The 19,574-nt window shown below is 68.6% G+C and carries 15 protein-coding genes, 1 tRNA gene and 1 pseudogene; 7 read left to right on the forward strand and 10 right to left on the reverse strand.

Going from position 1 to position 19,574, the window contains the following annotated elements; all coding sequences use genetic code 11:
* Window positions 1–10: 10 nt before the first annotated feature.
* From grpE to C4J65_RS15155, 3 genes and pseudogenes are all read right to left on the reverse strand, one after another.
* Window positions 11–688, reverse strand: a complete 678-nt coding sequence (gene grpE, locus C4J65_RS15145; protein WP_115742886.1) for a nucleotide exchange factor GrpE — start codon at window positions 686–688, stop codon at window positions 11–13.
* Window positions 685–2,544, reverse strand: coding sequence for a molecular chaperone DnaK (dnaK, locus tag C4J65_RS15150; RefSeq protein ID WP_115742887.1), 1,860 nt, complete (start codon window positions 2,542–2,544; stop codon window positions 685–687). The genes grpE and dnaK overlap by 4 nt, the downstream gene beginning before the upstream one ends.
* Before the next feature lie 329 nt (window positions 2,545–2,873).
* Window positions 2,874–3,832: pseudogene (locus C4J65_RS15155) on the reverse strand (MraY family glycosyltransferase); the annotation flags it as partial.
* A 234-nt stretch (window positions 3,833–4,066) separates the two neighbouring features.
* Here C4J65_RS15155 and C4J65_RS15160 point away from each other — a divergent pair.
* The 5 genes from C4J65_RS15160 (at window position 4,067) to C4J65_RS15180 (ending at window position 11,838) form a co-directional block, all read left to right on the forward strand.
* Window positions 4,067–6,349: a heterodisulfide reductase-related iron-sulfur binding cluster gene (locus tag C4J65_RS15160; protein ID WP_115742888.1), complete on the forward strand. Its 2,283-nt coding sequence runs from the start codon at window positions 4,067–4,069 to the stop codon at window positions 6,347–6,349.
* Between the two features lie 133 nt (window positions 6,350–6,482).
* On the forward strand, window positions 6,483–7,814 hold the full coding sequence (locus C4J65_RS15165) for a VCBS repeat-containing protein (protein ID WP_115742889.1): 1,332 nt from the start codon (window positions 6,483–6,485) through the stop codon (window positions 7,812–7,814).
* Window positions 7,815–7,885: 71 nt separating this feature from the next.
* Window positions 7,886–8,920: a Yip1 family protein gene (locus tag C4J65_RS15170; RefSeq protein WP_115742890.1), complete on the forward strand. Its 1,035-nt coding sequence runs from the start codon at window positions 7,886–7,888 to the stop codon at window positions 8,918–8,920.
* Window positions 8,921–9,122: 202 nt separating this feature from the next.
* Entirely contained in the window at window positions 9,123–10,562 is a 1,440-nt protein-coding gene (locus tag C4J65_RS15175; RefSeq protein ID WP_115742891.1) for a recombinase family protein, read from the forward strand.
* A gap of 415 nt (window positions 10,563–10,977) precedes the next feature.
* Window positions 10,978–11,838, forward strand: coding sequence for a hypothetical protein (locus C4J65_RS15180; RefSeq protein ID WP_240330427.1), 861 nt, complete (start codon window positions 10,978–10,980; stop codon window positions 11,836–11,838).
* A gap of 285 nt (window positions 11,839–12,123) precedes the next feature.
* On the opposite strand, the gene C4J65_RS15185 is transcribed toward C4J65_RS15180, so the two are convergent.
* Both C4J65_RS15185 and dcd read right to left on the reverse strand, forming a co-directional pair.
* Window positions 12,124–12,633, reverse strand: coding sequence for a phosphoribosyltransferase (locus tag C4J65_RS15185; protein ID WP_115742892.1), 510 nt, complete (start codon window positions 12,631–12,633; stop codon window positions 12,124–12,126).
* A 28-nt stretch (window positions 12,634–12,661) separates the two neighbouring features.
* Window positions 12,662–13,237: a dCTP deaminase gene (dcd, locus tag C4J65_RS15190; protein ID WP_115742893.1), complete on the reverse strand. Its 576-nt coding sequence runs from the start codon at window positions 13,235–13,237 to the stop codon at window positions 12,662–12,664.
* A 508-nt stretch (window positions 13,238–13,745) separates the two neighbouring features.
* Between dcd and C4J65_RS15195 the strand changes: the two genes are divergently transcribed.
* Both C4J65_RS15195 and C4J65_RS15200 read left to right on the forward strand, forming a co-directional pair.
* Window positions 13,746–13,819 (forward strand) — tRNA-Gly (locus tag C4J65_RS15195).
* 306 nt (window positions 13,820–14,125) lie between these two features.
* The gene (locus C4J65_RS15200; protein WP_037640758.1) at window positions 14,126–14,668 is read left to right on the forward strand and encodes a DUF1707 domain-containing protein; all 543 of its coding nucleotides are present in this window, start codon (window positions 14,126–14,128) and stop codon (window positions 14,666–14,668) included.
* Window positions 14,669–14,711: 43 nt separating this feature from the next.
* Here the strand turns inward: C4J65_RS15200 and C4J65_RS15205 are convergent, their stop codons facing one another.
* The 5 genes from C4J65_RS15205 to C4J65_RS15225 all read right to left on the reverse strand — a co-directional run bounded on the left by C4J65_RS15205 (window position 14,712) and on the right by C4J65_RS15225 (window position 19,194).
* Complete coding sequence (locus C4J65_RS15205) at window positions 14,712–15,191, reverse strand: ASCH domain-containing protein (protein WP_224219990.1); 480 nt, start codon at window positions 15,189–15,191, stop codon at window positions 14,712–14,714.
* Window positions 15,188–17,254, reverse strand: a complete 2,067-nt coding sequence (locus C4J65_RS15210) for a GNAT family N-acetyltransferase (RefSeq protein WP_054103071.1) — start codon at window positions 17,252–17,254, stop codon at window positions 15,188–15,190. The genes C4J65_RS15205 and C4J65_RS15210 overlap by 4 nt, the downstream gene beginning before the upstream one ends.
* Before the next feature lie 198 nt (window positions 17,255–17,452).
* A complete protein-coding gene (locus C4J65_RS15215; RefSeq protein WP_115742894.1) occupies window positions 17,453–18,598 on the reverse strand; it encodes a site-specific integrase in 1,146 nt (381 codons plus the stop codon).
* Window positions 18,598–18,810: an excisionase family DNA-binding protein gene (locus tag C4J65_RS15220; protein ID WP_031043819.1), complete on the reverse strand. Its 213-nt coding sequence runs from the start codon at window positions 18,808–18,810 to the stop codon at window positions 18,598–18,600. The genes C4J65_RS15215 and C4J65_RS15220 overlap by 1 nt, the downstream gene beginning before the upstream one ends.
* A gap of 126 nt (window positions 18,811–18,936) precedes the next feature.
* A complete protein-coding gene (locus C4J65_RS15225; protein WP_115742895.1) occupies window positions 18,937–19,194 on the reverse strand; it encodes a helix-turn-helix transcriptional regulator in 258 nt (85 codons plus the stop codon).
* Window positions 19,195–19,574 lie beyond the last annotated feature (380 nt).

Genomic DNA, 19,574 nt, shown 5'->3' on the forward strand with positions numbered 1-19,574 from the left:
CACTTCGAGCTCAGCCCTCGTCCGGGCCACCGCTCTCCTTGGTCCCGGCGTCGTCCTCCGCGCCGGAGGCGTCCTGCGCCTCGGTGGCGTCCTCGGCCGGCTTGACCGTCTGGGCGCCCGGCTGCGGCTCGGCGACCGCCACCCGCGCGGGGCGGATGGTGCGTTCGCCGATCCGGTACCCGGGCTGCAGGATGGCCACGCAGGTCGTCTCGGTGACGTCCGGTGCGTAGGAGTGCATCAGGGCTTCGTGGATCGTCGGGTCGAAGGGCTCGCCCTCCTTGCCGAACTGCTGGAGGCCCATCTTGGCGATGACCGTCTCCAGCGACTCCGCGACGGACTTGAAGCCGCCGACCAGTTCGCCGTGCTCCCGGGCGCGCCCGACGTCGTCGAGCACGGGAAGCAGCTCGGACAGGAGGTTCGCGACGGCGACCTCCTTGACCGCGACACGGTCCCGCTCCACCCGGCGGCGGTAGTTCTGGTATTCGGCCTGGAGGCGCTGGAGGTCCGCCGTGCGCTCGCTCAGCGCGGTGCGCACCTGGTCCAGCTGGGCCACCAGACCCGCGTTCTCACTCGCGTCCCCGGCCGGGGCCGCCCCCTCTTCGGAGGCGGCCTGCGGCTCGGCGTCGTCAGGGGTGGCGCCGGAGGGGACGTCGGGCTTCTCGTCGAAGCCCGGGGTCTCCTCGGTCACGCGGCACCGTCCTTGCGCTCGTCGTCCACGATCTCGGCGTCGACGACGTCGTCGTCGGCCTTGTCACCGGTGCCCGCGTCGGCTCCGGCGCCCGGGGCCTCGCCGCCGGCGGCCTGCGCGGCCTGGGCGTCGGCGTACATGGCCTGGCCCAGCTTCTGCGAGACGGCGGCGACCTTCTCGGTGGCGGTGCGGATCTCGGCGGTGTCCTCGCCCTTGAGCTTCTCCTTCAGCTCGGCGACGGCGCCCTCGACCTCGGTCTTCACCTCGCCGGGGACCTTGTCCTCGTTGTCCTTGAGGAACTTCTCCGTCTGGTAGACGAGCTGCTCGCCCTGGTTGCGGGACTCGGCGGCCTCGCGGCGGGCGTGGTCCTCCTCCGCGTACTTCTCGGCCTCCTGGCGCATCCGGTCGACCTCGTCCTTCGGCAGCGAGGAGCCGCCGGTGACGGTCATCTTCTGCTCCTTGCCCGTGCCCAGGTCCTTCGCGGTCACGTGCATGATGCCGTTGGCGTCGATGTCGAAGGCGACCTCGATCTGCGGGACGCCGCGGGGCGCCGGCGGCAGACCGGTCAGCTCGAACATCCCGAGCTTCTTGTTGTACGCCGCGATCTCGCGCTCGCCCTGGTAGACCTGGATCTGCACGGAGGGCTGGTTGTCCTCGGCGGTGGTGAAGATCTCCGAGCGCTTGGTCGGGATCGTCGTGTTCCGCTCGATCAGCTTGGTCATGATGCCGCCCTTGGTCTCGATGCCGAGGGACAGCGGGGTGACGTCGAGCAGCAGGACGTCCTTGACCTCGCCCTTGAGGACACCGGCCTGCAGGGCGGCGCCGATGGCGACGACCTCGTCCGGGTTGACGCCCTTGTTGGCGTCCTTGCCGCCGGTCAGCTCCTTGACGAGCTCGGCGACGGCGGGCATACGGGTGGAGCCGCCGACGAGAACGACGTGGTCGATCTCGGACAGCTGGATGCCGGCGTCCTTGATGACGTTGTGGAACGGCGTCTTGCAGCGCTCCAGCAGGTCGGAGGTCAGCTGCTGGAACTGGGCGCGGGTGAGCTTCTCGTCCAGGTGCAGCGGGCCCTCGGCGGACGCCGTGATGTAGGGGAGGTTGATCGAGGTCTCGGTGGACGAGGACAGCTCGATCTTGGCCTTCTCGGCGGCCTCGCGGAGGCGCTGGAGGGCCATCTTGTCCTTGCCGAGGTCCACGCCGTGGCCGGACTGGAACTGCTTGACCAGGTAGTCGACGACGCGCTGGTCCCAGTCGTCACCACCGAGGTTGTTGTCACCGTTGGTGGCCTTCACCTCGACGACGCCGTCGCCGATCTCCAGCAGCGAGACGTCGAAGGTACCGCCACCGAGGTCGAAGACCAGGATGACCTGCTCGTCCTTGTCGAGGCCGTACGCCAGCGCGGCGGCGGTGGGCTCGTTGACGATGCGCAGGACGTTAAGGCCCGCGATCTCACCTGCCTCCTTGGTGGCCTGGCGCTCGGCGTCGTTGAAGTACGCCGGGACGGTGATGACCGCGTCGGTCACCTTCTCGCCCAGGTAGGACTCGGCGTCCCGCTTCAGCTTCTGCAGCACGAAGGCGCTGATCTGCTGCGGGTTGAAGTCCTTGCCGTCCAGGTTGACCTTCCAGTCGGTGCCCATGTGGCGCTTGACCGAGCGGATGGTCCTGTCGACGTTCGTGACCGCCTGGCGCTTGGCCACCTCGCCGACGAGCACCTCGCCGTTCTTGGCGAAGGCGACGACGGACGGCGTGGTCCTGGCGCCCTCGGCGTTGGTGATGACGGTGGGCTCGCCGCCCTCCAGAACGCTGACGACGGAGTTAGTCGTGCCCAGGTCGATGCCGACCGCACGTGCCATGGTGAATAACCTCCAGCTGACTTGAGTGGAACAGGCTCAAGTGTGCATGACGCCCGGCGATGGGTCAACAGAGGTGAGTCGAGCCGACTCAACTCTTATCCGTTCCTTACACGCAACGAGGCTCCGACCTGCACGTTCTCGGTACTCGTGGCCTGACGAACCGGAAAAATCGTCGCCCGGAAGGACGCACCGCCCGGGACTCCGGTTGCCCCGCGAGGCACCTGGGACCCTCCGGCCCGAGGCCGCCGCACCGCGGCCCGCGCCGTCGCACCCCGCCCGGCCGGGCGGGCCGGAGCCCGCGCCCCCGCGCCCCGCCGGAGTCGCGGCGCCCCGTACACCCCTACCCGCAGCAGCCCCAGCACCCCGGCGGCCGCCCCGCCCGCCACCCACAGGGCGGCCTGCCCGCCCACCCGGCCGGTGTGGGTGAGCACGCCGACGAGCACCGCGCACAGGGCGGCCCCGCCGAGGACCACCACCGCACCCTGCGCGGTGAGCCCGAGCCGCCGCAGCCGGTGCGCGAGGTGGTCCGGCCCGCCGCGCGACAGGGGCCGTCCGGCCAGCCGGCGCGAGAGGAGGACGAGAACGGCGTCCGCCACCGGCACCGCGGTCAGCGCGAACAGCGCCCCCGCGCCGCCGCCCGGCCCGTACCCCGCCCGGGCGGACAGGCCCCGGCGAGCAGGAACCCGGTGAACAGCGACCCGCACGCGCCGAGCGCGATCCGCGCGGGATGCCAGTTGTGCAGCAGGAACCCGGCGAGCGCGGCGGCCAGCACGAGCAGCAGCACCGCGGGCCCGTCCATCAGCTCCACCGCGGCACACGCGCCGACGCCGAAGGCGGTCACGACACCCACCGCACCGGCCACCCCGTCGGCGTGATCGAGGCCCCGGAAGGCGCCGGTGACCAGCACGACGCAGCCGACGGCGAGCACCCCGGCCACCGGCCCCGTCCCGCCGTACGGCACCGCGCAGGCCGCCGCCACGGCCGTACCGGCGAGGAGCCACCGCCGCCGCAGCCGCCACACGTCGGCCGCCAGGCCCAGCGCGCCGACGGCGGTGGCGGCCGCCAGCAGCCGTCCGGCCGACGGACCGAGCGGCACGACGCCGGACCGGTCCCCGGCCCAGGCCACGACCGCGGTGACGAGGACGACGGCCACCCCGCCGGCCAGCGGGACGGGCCGCTGCCGGCGCCGGTCGACGACGGCCAGACGCAGGGCGGGGGCCCGCAGCAGTGCGGCGAGGACGGCGGCGAGGAGGAAGGAGGCGGTGGCGGCGGCGATCCCGTAGAGCACGGGCACAAGCTATGCCGAATATCATGTTTTGCGATGAATCGCGCGGCCGCACCGGCGTGGCGCCGTCCGCCCCGGGGGTGCGGCCCGCCGGGGTCAGGGTTGCCTCAGCGACGCAGATCACCGCACGTCCGACTACAGTGCGGCGGAGGATGGGGGTACTCTCAGACGAACTGAATAAGTTACCGCTTAGTAATACCGCCCCCTCGTAACCTCGCAGGCCCGAGGAGCCCCCAAATGCAACTCGCCGCGATCATCGTGTCGCTGGTCCTGATCGTGGTCGGCGTCGCACTGTTCGGCCGCGCCGTCCTGCAGATCTTCACCTACCTGCGGCTGGGCCAGCCGGTGCCGGCCGGAACGCGGACCAACGACCCCGTGGACCGCACCGTCACCGTGGTCAGGGAGTTCCTCGGCCACACCCGGATGAACCGCTGGGGCATCGTCGGCGTGGCGCACTGGTTCGTCGCGGTGGGCTTCTTCTCCCTGCTGCTGACCATCGTCAACGCCGTCGGCCAGCTCTTCCAGGCCGACTGGATCCTCCCGGTCATCGGCGACTGGGCGCCGTACAACGTCTTCGTCGAGTTCATCGGCACGATGACGGTCCTCGGCATCCTGGTCCTGATCGTGATCCGGCAGCTCAGCCACCCGCGCAAGCCGGGCCGCAAGTCCCGCTTCGCCGGTTCCAACTTCGGCCAGGCGTACTTCGTCGAGGCCGTCATCCTCGTCGTCGGCGTCTGCATCTTCATGCTGCACGCGCTGGAGGGCGCCCTCCACCACGTGGACGGCTACGAGGCGTCGTTCTTCATCTCGTACCCGGTCGTCTCCGCGCTCCGGGACGCCGACCTCGGCACGCTCCAGAACCTCGTCTACCTCTTCGCCGGGCTGAAGATCGCGACCTCCTTCATCTGGATGATCACGGTCGCCCTGAAGACCGACATGGGCGTGGCCTGGCACCGCTTCCTGGCCTTCCCGAACATCTGGTTCAAGCGCGACGCGAAGGGCGGCACCGCGCTCGGCCCGCTGCTCCCGATGACCTCGGGCGGCAAGCCGATCGACTTCACCGACCCCGGCGACGACGACGTCTTCGGCGTCTCCCAGGTCGAGCAGTTCTCGTGGAAGGGCCTGCTGGACTTCTCCACCTGCACCGAGTGCGGCCGCTGCCAGTCGCAGTGCCCCGCGTGGAACACCGGCAAGCCCCTCTCCCCCAAGCTCCTGATCATGTCCCTGCGCGACCACGCGCACGCCAAGGCCCCCTACCTGCTGGCCGGCGGCGGCAAGACCATGGAGGGCGAGGAGAAGGCGTCCGAGGAGCAGCTCGCCGGCGTCCCCGCAGCCGCCCTCGCCGAGGCCGAGCGCCCGCTGATCGGCACCCTCGAGGAGCAGGGCGTCATCGACCCGGACGTCCTGTGGTCCTGCACCACCTGCGGCGCCTGCGTCGAGCAGTGCCCGGTCGACATCGAGCACGTCGACCACATCGTCGACATGCGCCGCTACCAGGTCATGATCGAGTCGGCGTTCCCGTCCGAGGCGGGCACGATGCTCAAGAACCTGGAGAAGAAGGGCAACCCCTGGGGCCTGGCGAAGAAGCAGCGCCTGGAGTGGCTCAAGGAGCTGGACTTCGAGGTCCCGGTCGTCGGCAAGGACATCGAGGACCTCACCGAGGTCGAGTACCTGTACTGGGTCGGCTGCGCCGGCGCCCTGGAGGACCGCGCCAAGAAGACCACCAAGGCCTTCGCCGAGCTGCTCCACATCGCGGGCGTGAAGTTCGCGATCATGGGCGGCGACGAGAAGTGCACCGGCGACTCCGCCCGCCGCCTCGGCAACGAGCCCCTGTTCCAGGAGCTCGGCATGGAGAACGTCATGTCCCTCAACGCCGCCTTCGGCGAGGAGATGGACGAGGACGGCAAGGTCACCGACGAGTCCCGCAAGCCGAAGTCGGCCAAGAAGATCGTCGCGACCTGCCCGCACTGCCTCAACACCCTCGGCAACGAGTACCCGCAGCTCGGCGGCGACTACGAGGTCATCCACCACACCCAGCTGCTCCAGCACCTCGTCGACGAGGGCAAGCTGCTCCCGGTCACCCCGGTCGAGGGCATCATCACCTACCACGACCCCTGCTACCTGGGCCGCCACAACAAGATCTACACGCCCCCGCGCGAGATCATCGCCGCCGTCCCGGGCGTCCGCAACGAGGAGATGCACCGCCACAAGGAGCGCGGCTTCTGCTGCGGCGCCGGCGGCGCGCGGATGTGGATGGAGGAGCGGATCGGCAAGCGCATCAACAACGAGCGCGTCGACGAGGCCCTGTCCGTCAACCCGGACATCGTCTCCACGGCCTGCCCGTTCTGCCTGGTCATGCTGACCGACTCGGTCAACGGCAAGAAGAACGAAGGCAAGGCCAAGGAGTCCATCCAGGTCGTCGACGTCGCCCAGCTCCTGCTGGACTCCGTCAGGACCCCGGCCGACCCGACCGGCGAGCCGGAGCCGGAGAGCGAGCCGACGCCGGAGCCGGTGAAGTAACCGCCGCCCACCCGCTCGACCGACACCCCCGGGTTCCGCCGAACCCGGGGGTGTCGCCGCATGTCGAACGCGTGCATGATTACCCGGTCGTTGTCGGTGCTGGTGGCACGGGTTGATACGGACGAGGTGAACGGTGCGGCGCCTGCGAAGAAGCACCCTGACGGGAACGGCCGCCGCCGGCTGCCTGCTGCTGCTCACCGCCTGCGGCCACGGCCCGGCACCCGCGGCCGATGACGCCGCCGCACCCACCCCCGTACGCGCCGCCCAGGCCCCCGCCCTGCTCCCCGTCCCGCACGGCGAGGGCAGCGAGGTGCCCGACGACTTCAACGGCGACGGCCACCGCGACCTGGTCCTCGACAACCTGGTCACGGCGGAGACCCACACGGACGACGCGGGTATCGGCATCGTCTACGGCTCAGCCCGCGGACTGGTGCCGGGAGCCCGGCAGTTGCTCACACCCAAGAAGTACGCGGCGCCGACGGACGGCCAGTTGCCGGCCGTCTTCGAGGCGGAAGCGAGCTGCGACCTCGACGGCGACGGCTTCACCGACCTGGTGGTCACCACCGACCCGCCCTACGACGGCCAGGGCCGCCCCCCGGTCCCCCTCCAGCTCCTCTTCGGCTCCCCGTCGGGACCGACCGGCCGCGCGGTCCCGCTGACCATCCCCGACAAGGCCCGCTACGGCAACGACTGGCCCGAGCGCCCGGTGTGCGGCGACTTCGACGGCGACGGCGCCCAGGACCTGGTCGTCCACGCCTCCGCCGGCCGCCTCAGCCATCTGCGCGGCCCCTTCACCCGCGAGGGCGCCCCGCACAAGGCCGGCGCGGCCATCCCCTCCCCCGGCGAGGCACCGACCGGCCCCGCCGCCGACGTGAACCGCGACGGGTACGACGACCTCGTCGTCCGCGTCTCCGCGGGCCCCGGCAGAGCGGCCCTCGTCCTGGGCGGCCCCGACGGCCCGACCCGCACCGGGGTCACCCTCCCCACCGGCGTCGACCTCGCCCTGGGCGCCTTCGGCAACGGCAAGGCGCTGGACGCGGCGGTGGGCACCCCGGACGGCACCACGCTGCGCTACGACCTCCCCACCGCGGCTGGGGGTACCTCCCACGCATCAAGCGGTGGGGGAGGCACCCTCGGCGCACCGGGCTCGATGCTCGACGCCGCCGACTTCGACGGCGACGGCCTGAGCGAGCTGGTCTCCAGCGGCTCCGGAGTACGCGTGTACCCCGGCCGCGCGACGGGCCCCACGACGCGGGGCGCGGTCACGGTACGGCCCGCGGCGACGGGCACCACCCGGGTGCTGACGGCCGGCGACTTCGACGGCGACGGCCTGGCCGACCTGGTGCTGCGCACGTCCCAGGGCGACACGAAGGACTCCGTCGAGGTCCACCGGGGCGCGGCGAAGGACCTGGTCACGGCACGGGCCGCGGTCACGTTCTCGACGGCCCAGTTCCTGGCCCCGTAGGGGACCGGCGGACGGACGCGTCGGGTCCGCCGACCGGACCTCGGGGACGCCTCGGGGAGCACCCGTAAGGGATGTCACAGCTCGGCCGCAAAGGACCCCCCGAACGGCCGGGCCCCGCACGTCACTCTCCGGGACCAGGTACGTTCGAAGGCGTGGCTGGATTCAGGATCGGACGCGGCCGGGACAACGGCGCTCCAAACGCGCGACCGCAACGCCCCCCGTACGGACAGCAGGCGCCCCAGGGACCGCCGTACGGCGGCCCGGCGACGCCTCAGCAGCCGTACCCGCAGCCGCCGTACGGCGGCGGTGGCGCCCCCGCGCCCGGCGGCTCCCCGTGGCCCCAGGCACACGGCGGCGGTCACCCCGGACAGGGCGGACACGGCGAGCCGGAGTACTTCGGGGACGGCGGCTACGGGCAGGGCCCCGGCGGGCACCCCCAGCAGGCCCCGTACGACCCGTACGCCGCCAACAACCCGGGTCACACCCAGGCGTTCACGGTCGACGACCCCTACAACCAGGGCGACACCTACCGCGCCGGCACCGCACCGGCCCCCGGCCCGGTCGGCCCCCGCCTGCACTGGAAGGACCTCCTGAAGGGCGTGATCCTCGCGCCCAACCAGACCTTCCTCCAGATGCGGGACTACGCGATGTGGGCCCCGGCGCTCATCGTGACGTTCCTCTACGGCCTGCTGGCGGTCTTCGGCTTCGACGGCGCCCGCGAGGAGGCGATCAACGCCACCCTCTCCAACGCGATCCCGATCGTCCTGACCACTGCGGTGGCGCTGGTGCTCAGCGCCTTCGTCCTGGGCGTGGTCACCCACACCCTGGCCCGCCAGCTCGGCGGCGACGGCGCCTGGCAGCCCACGGTCGGCCTCTCCATGCTGATCATGTCCCTCACGGACGCCCCGCGCCTGGTCGTCGCGATGTTCGCCGGCGGCGACGCGCCCTTCGTCCAGATCCTCGGCTGGGCCACCTGGGTCGCGGCCGGTGCCCTCCTCACCCTGATGGTCGGCCGCTCCCACGACCTGCCCTGGCCGAAGGCGCTGGGCGCGTCCGCGATCCAGCTGATCGCCCTGCTGTCGATCGTGAAGCTGGGCACGTTCTAGTCCCGGACATGTGGAAGGGCCCCGGCGCGCACGTCACGCCGGGGCCCTTCGCGTCGCCGCCGTCCGCCCGGTCAGGCGTCGAGAACCTGACCCTGTCGCCGTACGACGGGCGGTTGAACGCTCCAGGCTGAGTGACCTGTATGAGGGTAGTAACCTTGCTTCACTCCGGCAGAGGCCCGCCGGGGTGGGGGAGGAACCAAGCGTGGCACGCAAGGTGGCCATCTACACCCGGATCTCACGAGACGACGAGGGCGACGGTCTAGGCGTCGCCCGCCAGCGGCAGGACTGCGAACGACTGGCCGACCTGCGCGGACTGAGCGTGGCGAAGATCTACGAGGACAACGACGTCTCCGCGTACAAACGGAACGTCCGCCGCCCCGAGTTCGAACTGATGCTGTCCGATCTGACGGCGGGGCTCATCGACGGCGTGGTGTCCTACGACCTGGACAGGCTGGCCCGTCAGCCGAAGGATCTTGAACGTCTGATCGAGGTCTTCGAGACCCGGAAGCGCCTGACGTTCGTCACCGTCACGAACGACATCGACCTGTCGTCGGCAGACGGCCGGACCATGGCACGCGTGATGGTCGCGTTCGCCAACAAGTCGTCACACGACACCGCCCGCCGCATCAAGCGCAAACATCTCGAACTCGCGTTGAACGGGAAGTCGAACGGTGGCCCGTCGCCGTACGGGTGGAAGAAGGACGACCCGAACAAGGTCGACCCCGAGGCGGCACGGCACATCCGTGAGGCGCAGAAGGAGATCCTGGCCGGAGTGCGCATCGGCACCATCCGTAAGCGCTGGCAGGAAGAGGGGATCGGCCGACCGCGCGAGGGAACCAAGCGGATGGCACACCACCACGTCGAACTCATGGTGACCAGCCCCCGACTGTGCGGCTACCGCACCTACCACGGTGAGATCCTTCTCAACGACAGTGGGGAAGCGGTGATCGGCGAGTGGGACACGATCAACACTCCGGAGGAGTGGGAAGCGGTCTGCGCCGCCGTTGCCGAGCGGAAGCAGGCCAACCCTGCCGCCGGTAGGCCGGTCGCGCGCAAGTATCTGCTCTCCGGTATCGCCCGCTGCGGACTGTGCCACAACAAGATCAGGGGTCAGATCAACCGACTCTGGAAGCCCGGATCGAAGGCGTCGAAGTACAGCTATCAGTGCTCCGTCGTGAACGGCGGTTGCGGCAAGGTCGGACGGGTCGGGGAACCCATTGAGAACCTGATCATTGACCTCGTCCTGGAGGAACAGCGCAGGAGGGCGGCCGAGGATGGCAGCCCTACGTCTGCGGAGTGGCCCAGGGAGGCCGAGTTCACGGCCGTATCGGACGACATCAAGGCCCTGACCACGGCCGCGAACAACCGCGAGATCACCATGTCGTCCCTGCTTCAGCTCCTGCCGGATCTGGAACGCCGACGGGACGAACTGAAGCTGGAACGTGGCCGCTTCCAGCGAGAGATCAAGCGAACTGAGTCTGTCAGCGAAGGGATCAAGAGCCGTGAGGAGTTGAGGGAGCTTCCCATCGAGCGGCAACAAGAGATCATCCTGCACAGCCTGTCGGCTGTGGTGATCCACCCGGCCGGGCGCGGCAAGCGGATCTTCAATCCTGACCTGATCGAACCCGTCTGGCGGGACTGACCAGGACGGCCCCAGACATCATGAGTCTGGGGCCGTCCTCTGTTTGACGCTGCTCACTCGCCATGAAGTATGCGGAGACGCCTGACCCATGCCCGATCCCTCAGACTCGCCAGGCTCCACGGCCACATCAGCTTCGCCAAGATCGCTGAAGCCGTCGGCTACAAGCGCGAGCACATCGGCAAAATGGCCCGGCCGGAAACCGAGGGTAAGGGCGTCCGGCCACGGATCGCCCAGTTCCACAAGGTTCTCGAAGTGGTCGACGGCCTACGTATCCCGGGCCACCTCGCGGGGTTTCCCTCGACCGTGGGAGCTGGAGAAGCCAGCCACAACGACCCGCACGGACGATCCCAGCGCGTTGATCGCGCAGGGTGGCGCAGGGCTCTGGGACGTCGCCGAGGTGCTCCGGCGTACGGAGATGTCCAGCATCAACAGCGCCGCTTTGGAGTCGATCGAACGCAGCGGGCTGCACTACGTCACCAAGCAGCTTGAATCCCGGATGACGCTCCGCCAGCACCGGAAACTCCTGGTTGACGCCGGATGGCTGTTCCTGCTGAATCCCTGCGTTCAGTACGACCGGGGCAGCGTGAAGCGGCGAACCTCAGCAAAGCTGCCGCACTCCGCATCGGTGAAGAGGCCGGCCACGGCGAGATCAAGGCATGGGCATGGGAGATCGAGGCGTGGTTCGCCCTCGCTCAAAACCGCTGGCAGGACATGCTTGACGCAGTTGAGGCCGGACACGTCGCCGACCAAACGCACTCCGTCGGCGTGCAGCTGTACGCCCACAAGGCCCGCGCCGCCGCCCGCATGGGAGACGGCCGCCTCGTACGCGATTCTCTGGACGCCGGACGCACACGCCTCGACCGGCTACCACGCCCCGGAGCACCACTTCATCATCGACCCGGACAAATGGGACTTCTACGAGATGGACGCATACCGTCTCATCGGCGACGACGAGCGCGCCGCCACGCACGCGCGGTCAGTTATTCGCATTAGCACCGGTCCTGACGGAACCGAGATCTCACCTATGCGCGCCACGGAAGCCCGTCTCACACTCGGCGTCGCCGCCGCCCGCACCGGCGAGACCGATGAGGCAATTGGTATGGGTGCGACGGCCCTGGAGGCGGACCGCAAGTCTCTGCCATCGCTGCTTTCAGTCGCCGACGAGCTGGATAACGAACTACGGTCTCGGCACCCCCGCGGAGCCGCCGCTCGGGACTTTCACGAACAGGTCATGCTTATTAAGCGAGGCACCACAAGAACCGAGCTCCCATTCTAATTCCACCCTTGACCATCTCGACTACCAGCTAAAACCACAAAAAATCGTACTAGACCATGAAGGGCAAGCCGCACATTAGGCAGTGAAGCTCACCTAGTCGATTTTCAATAACCTTGAGCGGCTCAAAGGGATGACACGGTGGCTCGGTTGGGTCCCAGCACACTTCACACCCGCCACAAGTGGGGCAAGTCCCTGTGGCAGGGCCTTTCCTTCTTTCGATCAGCATCCGGGTTCAGAGACTAGAGGCCCCCCGGATCGGTGGTCCTAATTGACCACTCCGAAGTCTCAGAGGGCGTCTTTCGAAGGAGTGATCGGCGTGCCAGACTTACGGCATGGAGGCAAAACGGACCAGGGGAAGTTGATCCAGTCATCGGTCCGCTTCCACACGTACTCGCACTGGACGAGGGAGTGGGACTTCTCATAGATCACCGCGCTGCGGACCTCGGCGACCGTGTCGAGGCAGAAGTCGCGCACCAGCTTGAGCGTCTTGCCGGTGTCGGCGACGTCGTCGGTGATCAGGACCTTCTTGTCGGAGAAGTCGATGACGTTCGGGACCGGCGCGAGCATGACGGGCATGTCCAGGGTGGTCCCGACTCCGGTGTAGAACTCCACGTTCACGAGGTGGATGTTCTTGCAGTCGAGCGCGTACGCCAGCCCACCGGCGACGAAGACGCCCCCGCGGGCGATGGACAGCACTATGTCCGGCTCGTACCCGTCGTCGGCGACGGCCTGCGCCAGCTCGCGCACGGCGACGCCGAACTGCTCGTAGGTCAGATTCTCCCGAACATCACTCATGCGCGCGTCCTGCCTGCGTTCTCGCCGCTCATACCTGGGTCCGATGGAAATTGAGGAAGGACCGGGAGGCGGTCGGCCCCCGCTGGCCCTGGTAGCGGGACCCGTAGCGCTCGCTCCCGTACGGGTGCTCGGCCGGCGAGGTGAGCCGGAACATGCACAGCTGCCCGATCTTCATCCCCGGCCACAGCTTGATGGGGAGAGTCGCGAGATTGCTGAGCTCCAGCGTCACGTGCCCGGAGAACCCCGGGTCGATGAACCCCGCGGTGGAGTGCGTGACCAGCCCGAGCCGCCCGAGCGAGCTCTTCCCCTCCAGCCGCGAGGCGAGGTCGTCCGGCAGCGTGATGACCTCGTACGTGCTGGCCAGCACGAACTCGCCGGGATGCAGGATGAACGGCTCGTCGCCGTCCGGCTCCACGAGCCGGGTCAGATCCACCTGCTCGACGGAGGGGTCGATGTGCGGGTACCGGTGATTCTCGAACACCCGGAAGTAGCGGTCGAGACGCACGTCGATGCTCGACGGCTGCACCATGGAGTCGTCGAACGGATCGATCCGCACCCGCCCGTTGTCGATCTCGGCCCGGATGTCCTTGTCTGAGAGAAGCACGCACCGAGGATACGCAAGACGCGCGGAGCAGCGACAACCGCCGCCGCGCCGCGCGCCCGAACCCGCTCTGCCGCTGTGCTACCGCTTCTCCGCACCCACGGGCACGGCGCTCCGCAGCCGCGCACACCGCGGACATCGGACGAGCCGACCGGGGCCGAGTCGCTCGGCCTGCTGCATCGGGAACGAGGTGGCGGTGAACACGTGCCCATCGGCACAGCGGACGACGGTGCGCTCCATCAAGTCCTTCAAGTCCCTTCCCCAAGAGCCGCGTCTGGCTTACTACCCTGACGACAAAAGCCACAGTACGGGATGAAAGAGACGACTCTCCAAGCGGCACTCCGCCCTCACGCACACCCTCTGCGAGGCCCCCACCGTACGCCCCAACTCCGAGCCGTCGCAGCCGCATCCCCACTCCGAAACGACCACCGGCCCCACGGCGCGAACGCCGGGAGCCGGGCATGGGGTAGAGTGAGCGAGCGTCCAGGCACCGATTCGGTCGGCGTCTTACGCGGGTGTAGTTTAATGGTAGAACATCAGCTTCCCAAGCTGAGAGCGCGAGTTCGATTCTCGTCACCCGCTCCACGAAGAAGGCCCAGATCACCGATCTGGGCCTTACTTGTTGTCTAGTCCAATCAGGGGGCGGCGTGCCCTCGGCGTGCCCTAAGTCGAGTCCAGGCCGCCACACCAGCGCCATTCGGGTGCCCAGCAGGCATCAACCTGCCCCGGCGTCCCATATCGCGAGACGCAATTCGTGTGACCTGCGCCACACAGGGCGCAAAGGGTCACCAAGACGCATACGCAAAGGGTGGTTTGCGGGACGGGTGGCGCCCCGGTCTCCGGGCCTGCCTTGACGGGTTTACCTCGCCGACTCGGCAGTACGGTGAACCCGTGACCTCCTTACCGGAAGAATCGCCCTCACTGATCCGTGAAGGCGACCGCGAGGCAGCCGTGCGACGTCTGCAGGAGGCGTACGCGGAAGGGCTCATCCCACACGAGGTGTTGGACGAGCACCTCCACCAGGTGCTCAGCGCTAAGACGCGGAGCGAACTCGCGTCCGCTCTGGTCGCGCTCCCGGAGGAGCAACCGGGAAGCACTGCCACGATCGCCGCCGCCGGTGGGCGGATCAAGCGGCGTGGCGCGTGGCGGGTGCCTCGGGTCCTCAAGGTCGAGTCAGCATATGGAAGGGTGCGCCTGGACCTGTCCCGGGCGGTCATCGAGCACCCGATCGTCGACATCGAGCTGCAACTGGGAACCGGCGGGGCCCGGATCACGGTGCCCCGGGACGCGGTGGTCGACGTCGAAGGACTGAGCACGGGATGGAAGGACCTGCGCTACAAGATCCCGCGACAGCCCCGGCCCGGCGGGCCGACGATTCGAATCTCCGGGGTCATGGGATACGGACGCTTGAAGATTCGCCACGCCCTGCGTTGAAGCCCCGTCCGGTGCTTCGGCCCCGCCGGCGGCGAGTGCAGCACTAGGCGGGTACCAGGTCTCCCAGCGCCTCGCGAAGCGCCGTGCCCACGACAGGTCCCGCCACGGCCACCTGTCGAAGCTCGTCGCCCTTCATGTAGCGGTAGCTCTGCGGAGGGTGGAAGGACCCGGCGGAGCGCAGCGCATTGAGCGATACCGGCTCATCGAAGGAGACAGGATTCTCCATCGTGAGACCGCTCGCCTGCCTCGCGCCGCTCATGTAGGCGTCGTACTCCCGCCGGGTGATCCCGGTCTGTCCCCGATGAGCCGACCAGACCTCGCTGGGCGTGGCGACGTAGATGGCGGCAATGCGCGCCATGCCCACCACCGCCATGGTGGGCGCGGTCGCGTACAAGAGGACGGGCGTTCCCGGAGGCGCGGCGACGCGCTGGCGGCGAACCTCCACCGTCTTGCTGCCGGCCAGGATCGCGTTGGCGAAGCGCGGGTGGACGGACAGCAGCATCGCGCGTTCCGGATCGCTCACGTCGTTCGGTGCCCCTCTTGGTAAACCGCCTGGAACAGCTCACTGCTGATCTTGGACAGCGAGATCAGCGAGCCAGGCGACCACGTTAGCCCCCGGCCCCTGGCCAGCGAGGTCAATCGGCGCAGCGTCACCGGCTTCGGGAAGATCTCAGTGTCCGAGAACCTCAGCGCCATGGCGTGACCGGACGCGTCTGCAGCCCTCTCGACCTCAGCCCGACCATATACGCCCAGGTGTTCGAATTTCGAGAACAGAACATCCGGAGTGTCGATGAGCACCTCGTCGAGCCGCGAGCTGCCCACCACCATCTGACCCTCTCCCGTGGAGTTGCCGTCGCTGACGTACCAGAGCAGTCGAGCCGGGACGCTCTCTCCTCGACGCTGCGAAGATCGGTAGTAGACGTGTTCCCTGCTGATGCCCAGGGCGTCGCTCCGCGCGATGAGCATGGCCGGGACGTTGAACAGCTCAGTCGACCAGCGCGGCTTGATGGGCACCATGAAGGACGGCAGCTCGGAGTCGATGACCTTGGCCGGCCACCACGCACGCTCCAGCACGGCGGTCACCTCCGCCGGCATGCCGACGTCGAGCACGGTCGCATCGACAGCAAGCTCTCGGGCCAACCCGCCGGCCACCACCTCCACCTCGGCGGCGGTCCCGCACACGTTCACCAGGAGCGCGACGAGCTCGCCGTTGTGCTCGAAGAAGCCGTCGTCACCGGCCGCGGCCCGCGCCGCCTCGGAGGGGTGCGGATCACTGATGCGGACGATCTCGGCCCCGCAATCCCTCCCGAGCCGCTTAAGCAGGAAGAGGAGCTGCCGGGCCAGGGTCTCTTCCAGGGGGTGGCCAGCTGTGCGAAGGACGGGTACAACCAGGGTTCGGCCGTCCAGCGACCACGCGTAGAGGGCGACCGGTCGGCCCTGGCCGTCCCGGAGAAGCTCACGACGCCATGCGATCCCGCCCTCGTTCAGCGACCGCAGCCGCTCAGAAAAGGCTGAGCCGTCGTCAGCGCCCGACTGCTCGAAGAAGGCGACCAGTTCATCCTCCGCGCCCGGCGCCACCTCCGCGGACCGGAACTCCGTCCCCATCAGGTCAGCCGGGCGATACACCTGGGCCTGCCGCAGCTCATCGACGTGAAGCGTCACGGTCGACGGTGAGACGACCCGGACGCGAGCCACCTCCCAGGCCACATCTGTCAGGCGAGACAGCAGCGGATCACGGGTCGCCAGGACTTGTAGACCAGCACACGAGGTCTCGGCCACATACCGCATGCCTCGCAGAAGTGCTGGGTCGGCAGCCAGGCCGGGAACCGCCTGCGTAGCGGCTTGCACCAGTTCGCGGGTTCGCTCCTCCACGGCCGCGGAGCCGGGAGAGAGCTTGTGGAGCCCGGTCAGCGCCGCCTGCTGGTGCTGACGCTCTGCCGTGTCCGTGAGGTCCCGGATCTGATGGACCAACTGCGGGGTGTAGGCAAACTCAACGAGATCCGCCATCCATCCGGCTTCGAGCGCACGGGACTCCTCGGCACCGGTGGTGTCCGTGAGGCCGCGCAGATCGGCGAACACACCATGGTCGACCGTCACCACGAGGAGCGCGTCGCTCTCCATCTCCGTGAACAGGTCCGGATGGCCGAGGTCCAGCCACCAGCCGTCCAAGATCTCCCCGTCACGACCACGCCCACGGACCTCACCGTCCGGAACGAAGCCCAGACTCCTCCACATCCCGCTCAGGTCATAGTCCCGACGGCACTTGGCCTTGATCCCAAGGCGTTGTGGATACCGCTCCTTGATGCCCTCCACCAGACGGCCCGCAATTCCCCGCCCCCGTTCCTCCTCAGCCACACACAGGTGCGCGAGTCGGATACGCGCGCTCCTCTTCGGCAGCCCGAACAGCGCGTAGCCGATCACTTCGCCGGCCTCGACCGCGACCAGAAGGCCACCGTCCTCAGCTGCCTTCTCATAGGCAGGAGGCGTCAGAAGCCCCAGCGTCTTCGTGTACCGGTCCCCCAGGGCTATGGCCTTAACGATCAACTCTTCTTGCGCGGGCGAAACGGACACCAGCTTGATCGCCATTACTACCCCCTCCAGCTGTGGCTGATCGCGACCGGCCACAACTCCCCTGTCACTGCATACAGGGAGAAGCTGATCTCAGTTGCTGCCATCCCTCAAGGGGGCACGAGGGGCGCACGGTGCTGCGGAGACCGTCGCCTGCCTCCAGAGTCCGGCCGATGGAACCGTCCCGCCGGACTCGTAGCCCCGATACCGGTCCGCCTAATTGGCTTCCGACCGATCGGCACCCGCCTCACGCAAGCGCTCGCGCACTTCAGTGTCGATCCCCTGGGCCAGCCTCCGCTGATGCTTGACCGTCGAGTGCTGGTAGATGAGCTGGGCGCGCTCCGAGGACTGGCCGGCGCGCACCATGAGGTCCTTCAGCTTGGCGCCGGTGTCGGCGGCGAGGGTGTTACCGGTGTGCCGGAGGTCGTAGAAGCGGAAGTTGTCGGGCAGCCCCACCTTCGTCCTGGCCTTGCGCCACTTCCGTCCGAACGTCGAGCGGCGGAATGGAGCGCCCTTCTCCCCGACGAAGAGGAGACCATCCGGCTCCTTCTCGGCGAACCACTGCACGTGGCGTCGCAGCTCGGGCAGGAGGAAGTCGGGCAAGTAAACGGTGCGCTTGCCCGCTCGGGACTTGGGATCGCCGGTGACCCTCCTGCCGTTGGTCAGCTCCGGTGACGCATGCGTGATCCGCAGGGAGCATTCGTCGAGATCGACACTGCGGCGGCGCAGTTCAGCCAGTTCCTCGGGGCGGAGCGAGGCGAAGGCACCGAGCAGGACCATCAGGCGCCAGCGCGGACCCATGGCGTCGGCGAGGTCGAAGACCTGCTCCACGGTGGCGGTCGGCCGCTCGTCGGCTTCCTCCCGACCGGCGCCCTTGATCCGGCACGGGTTGGTCCGCAGGAGGTCGTCATCGACCGCGGTCTGCAGAATGGCCTTCAGCAGCCGGTACGACTTGGCGACCGTCGTGGCACCCGTTGCCTTGAGCCGCCCGGCTCGCCAGGTGCGGACGGAAGGCGGTGTGATCTCGTCCAGGTCCTTGCTGCCGAAGGCCGGCAGGAGGTGCAGGCGTAGCAGGCCGTCGTAGCGGTCGACCGTGGTCGGGGCCAGACCGCGCTCCTCCACCCAACGGAGGGCGTACTTCTCGAAGTTGATCGCGCCGGCGTCCGGGTCACGCCAGTGGTCACGCTCGATGTCGGCGCGGACCAGGTTCAGCCAGTCCTGCGCGTCGGTCTTCGTGTCGAAGGTCTCGGGGGCCTTGTGGCGCTGCCCGTCCGGGCCCAGGTAGCGGGCCTGCCATCGACCGGACGGGAGCTTGCGTACGGTACCGAACTCCCGACGACGCTGGAGCTTGCGTGTCGGCATCAGGCGGCCCGCCCGTACCGAGTGCGGGTGCGCCGGGTCGGCTCGACCGTGCGCGCCTCGATGTACTCGGTGACGGCACTCTCGGGGACGCGCACGGGACGTCCGAGCTTGACGTAGCGAATGCGGCGCTCGGCGATCAGACGGCGAACGAAGCGTTCGCCGGTACCGAGCTGTTCGGCGGCTTCGGCCACCGTCAGAAGGCGGTCAGTCATGGGCGACCGCCCCCTTTCGGCTGTGCTGCTGAGTGCAACGGGCCGGGGCTATTGCGAGTCGGTGCAACGGTGAGACTTCCTTACCGAGGTCGAAACTGGAGCGGGCACGGCGGACCGGTGGTGGCTTCAACAGGTCGCGGAGTCCTGGAGCAGGGCGCGGGCCGGGACGCGAAGTGCCTGCGCGAGGGTGAGCAGGTCGTCGACGTCGCAGCGGCGCTGAGCGCGTTCGATGCGGGACAGCATCGTGTTGGACATTGGCCGGCCAAGGGCGGTGACGCGAGCGGCCAGCTCTCGCTGGGAGAGGCCGCGCTCGGTGCGGAGAATTTCGATCGTGTGGGCGGCCCTTATCCCGGCTGCGCCGATTTCCAGTGAACGTGCTGCCATGACTCCAATTCTCGGCTGTGTTCGCCGGTTTGGTTAACCGGCGATCGTCGGCTATGTTGCGCCGCCGTGCGTTTGGCAGGCGGGTGGCCATTTCGTCGATGGGTTCCCTGTGACGGCGACCCGAGCAGTGCTCGACAGCGTCTCTGACGTGGGGTGTTGTGTTGTAGCTTCGCCACTCGCCGGACGTCAACGCCTTGCCGGTGTGATCCTTCTGGCTTGACGCCCGGAACAACTATTTGGTCAACCGCAGATCGTGACCTACCGTTTTCACGCCGCCCTCGCCGCCCCGATTCCCGACGGCCTTTCTGCCGACAGAGATTCGACAGGTCAGGGCTGGACTTGTGCCGCCCGGGTGTGGCTATGTTGACGACACCCCCGGA

The organism is Streptomyces sp. CB09001, assembly GCF_003369795.1.
GTDB lineage: Bacteria > Actinomycetota > Actinomycetes > Streptomycetales > Streptomycetaceae > Streptomyces.

Excerpts from the sequence above, each read along its gene's own strand:
- dnaK (WP_115742887.1), bottom strand. The coding sequence starts at position 2,544 with ATGGCACGTGCGGTCGGCATCGACCTGGGCACGACTAACTCCGTCGTC.
- C4J65_RS15160 (WP_115742888.1), top strand. The coding sequence starts at position 4,067 with ATGCAACTCGCCGCGATCATCGTGTCGCTGGTCCTGATCGTGGTCGGC.
- C4J65_RS15170 (WP_115742890.1), top strand. The coding sequence starts at position 7,886 with ATGTCACAGCTCGGCCGCAAAGGACCCCCCGAACGGCCGGGCCCCGCA.
- C4J65_RS15180 (WP_240330427.1), top strand. The coding sequence starts at position 10,978 with ATGTCCAGCATCAACAGCGCCGCTTTGGAGTCGATCGAACGCAGCGGG.
- C4J65_RS15185 (WP_115742892.1), bottom strand. The coding sequence starts at position 12,633 with ATGAGTGATGTTCGGGAGAATCTGACCTACGAGCAGTTCGGCGTCGCC.
- C4J65_RS15210 (WP_054103071.1), bottom strand. The coding sequence starts at position 17,254 with ATGGCGATCAAGCTGGTGTCCGTTTCGCCCGCGCAAGAAGAGTTGATC.
- C4J65_RS15215 (WP_115742894.1), bottom strand. The coding sequence starts at position 18,598 with ATGCCGACACGCAAGCTCCAGCGTCGTCGGGAGTTCGGTACCGTACGC.
- C4J65_RS15220 (WP_031043819.1), bottom strand. The coding sequence starts at position 18,810 with ATGACTGACCGCCTTCTGACGGTGGCCGAAGCCGCCGAACAGCTCGGT.
- C4J65_RS15225 (WP_115742895.1), bottom strand. The coding sequence starts at position 19,194 with ATGGCAGCACGTTCACTGGAAATCGGCGCAGCCGGGATAAGGGCCGCC.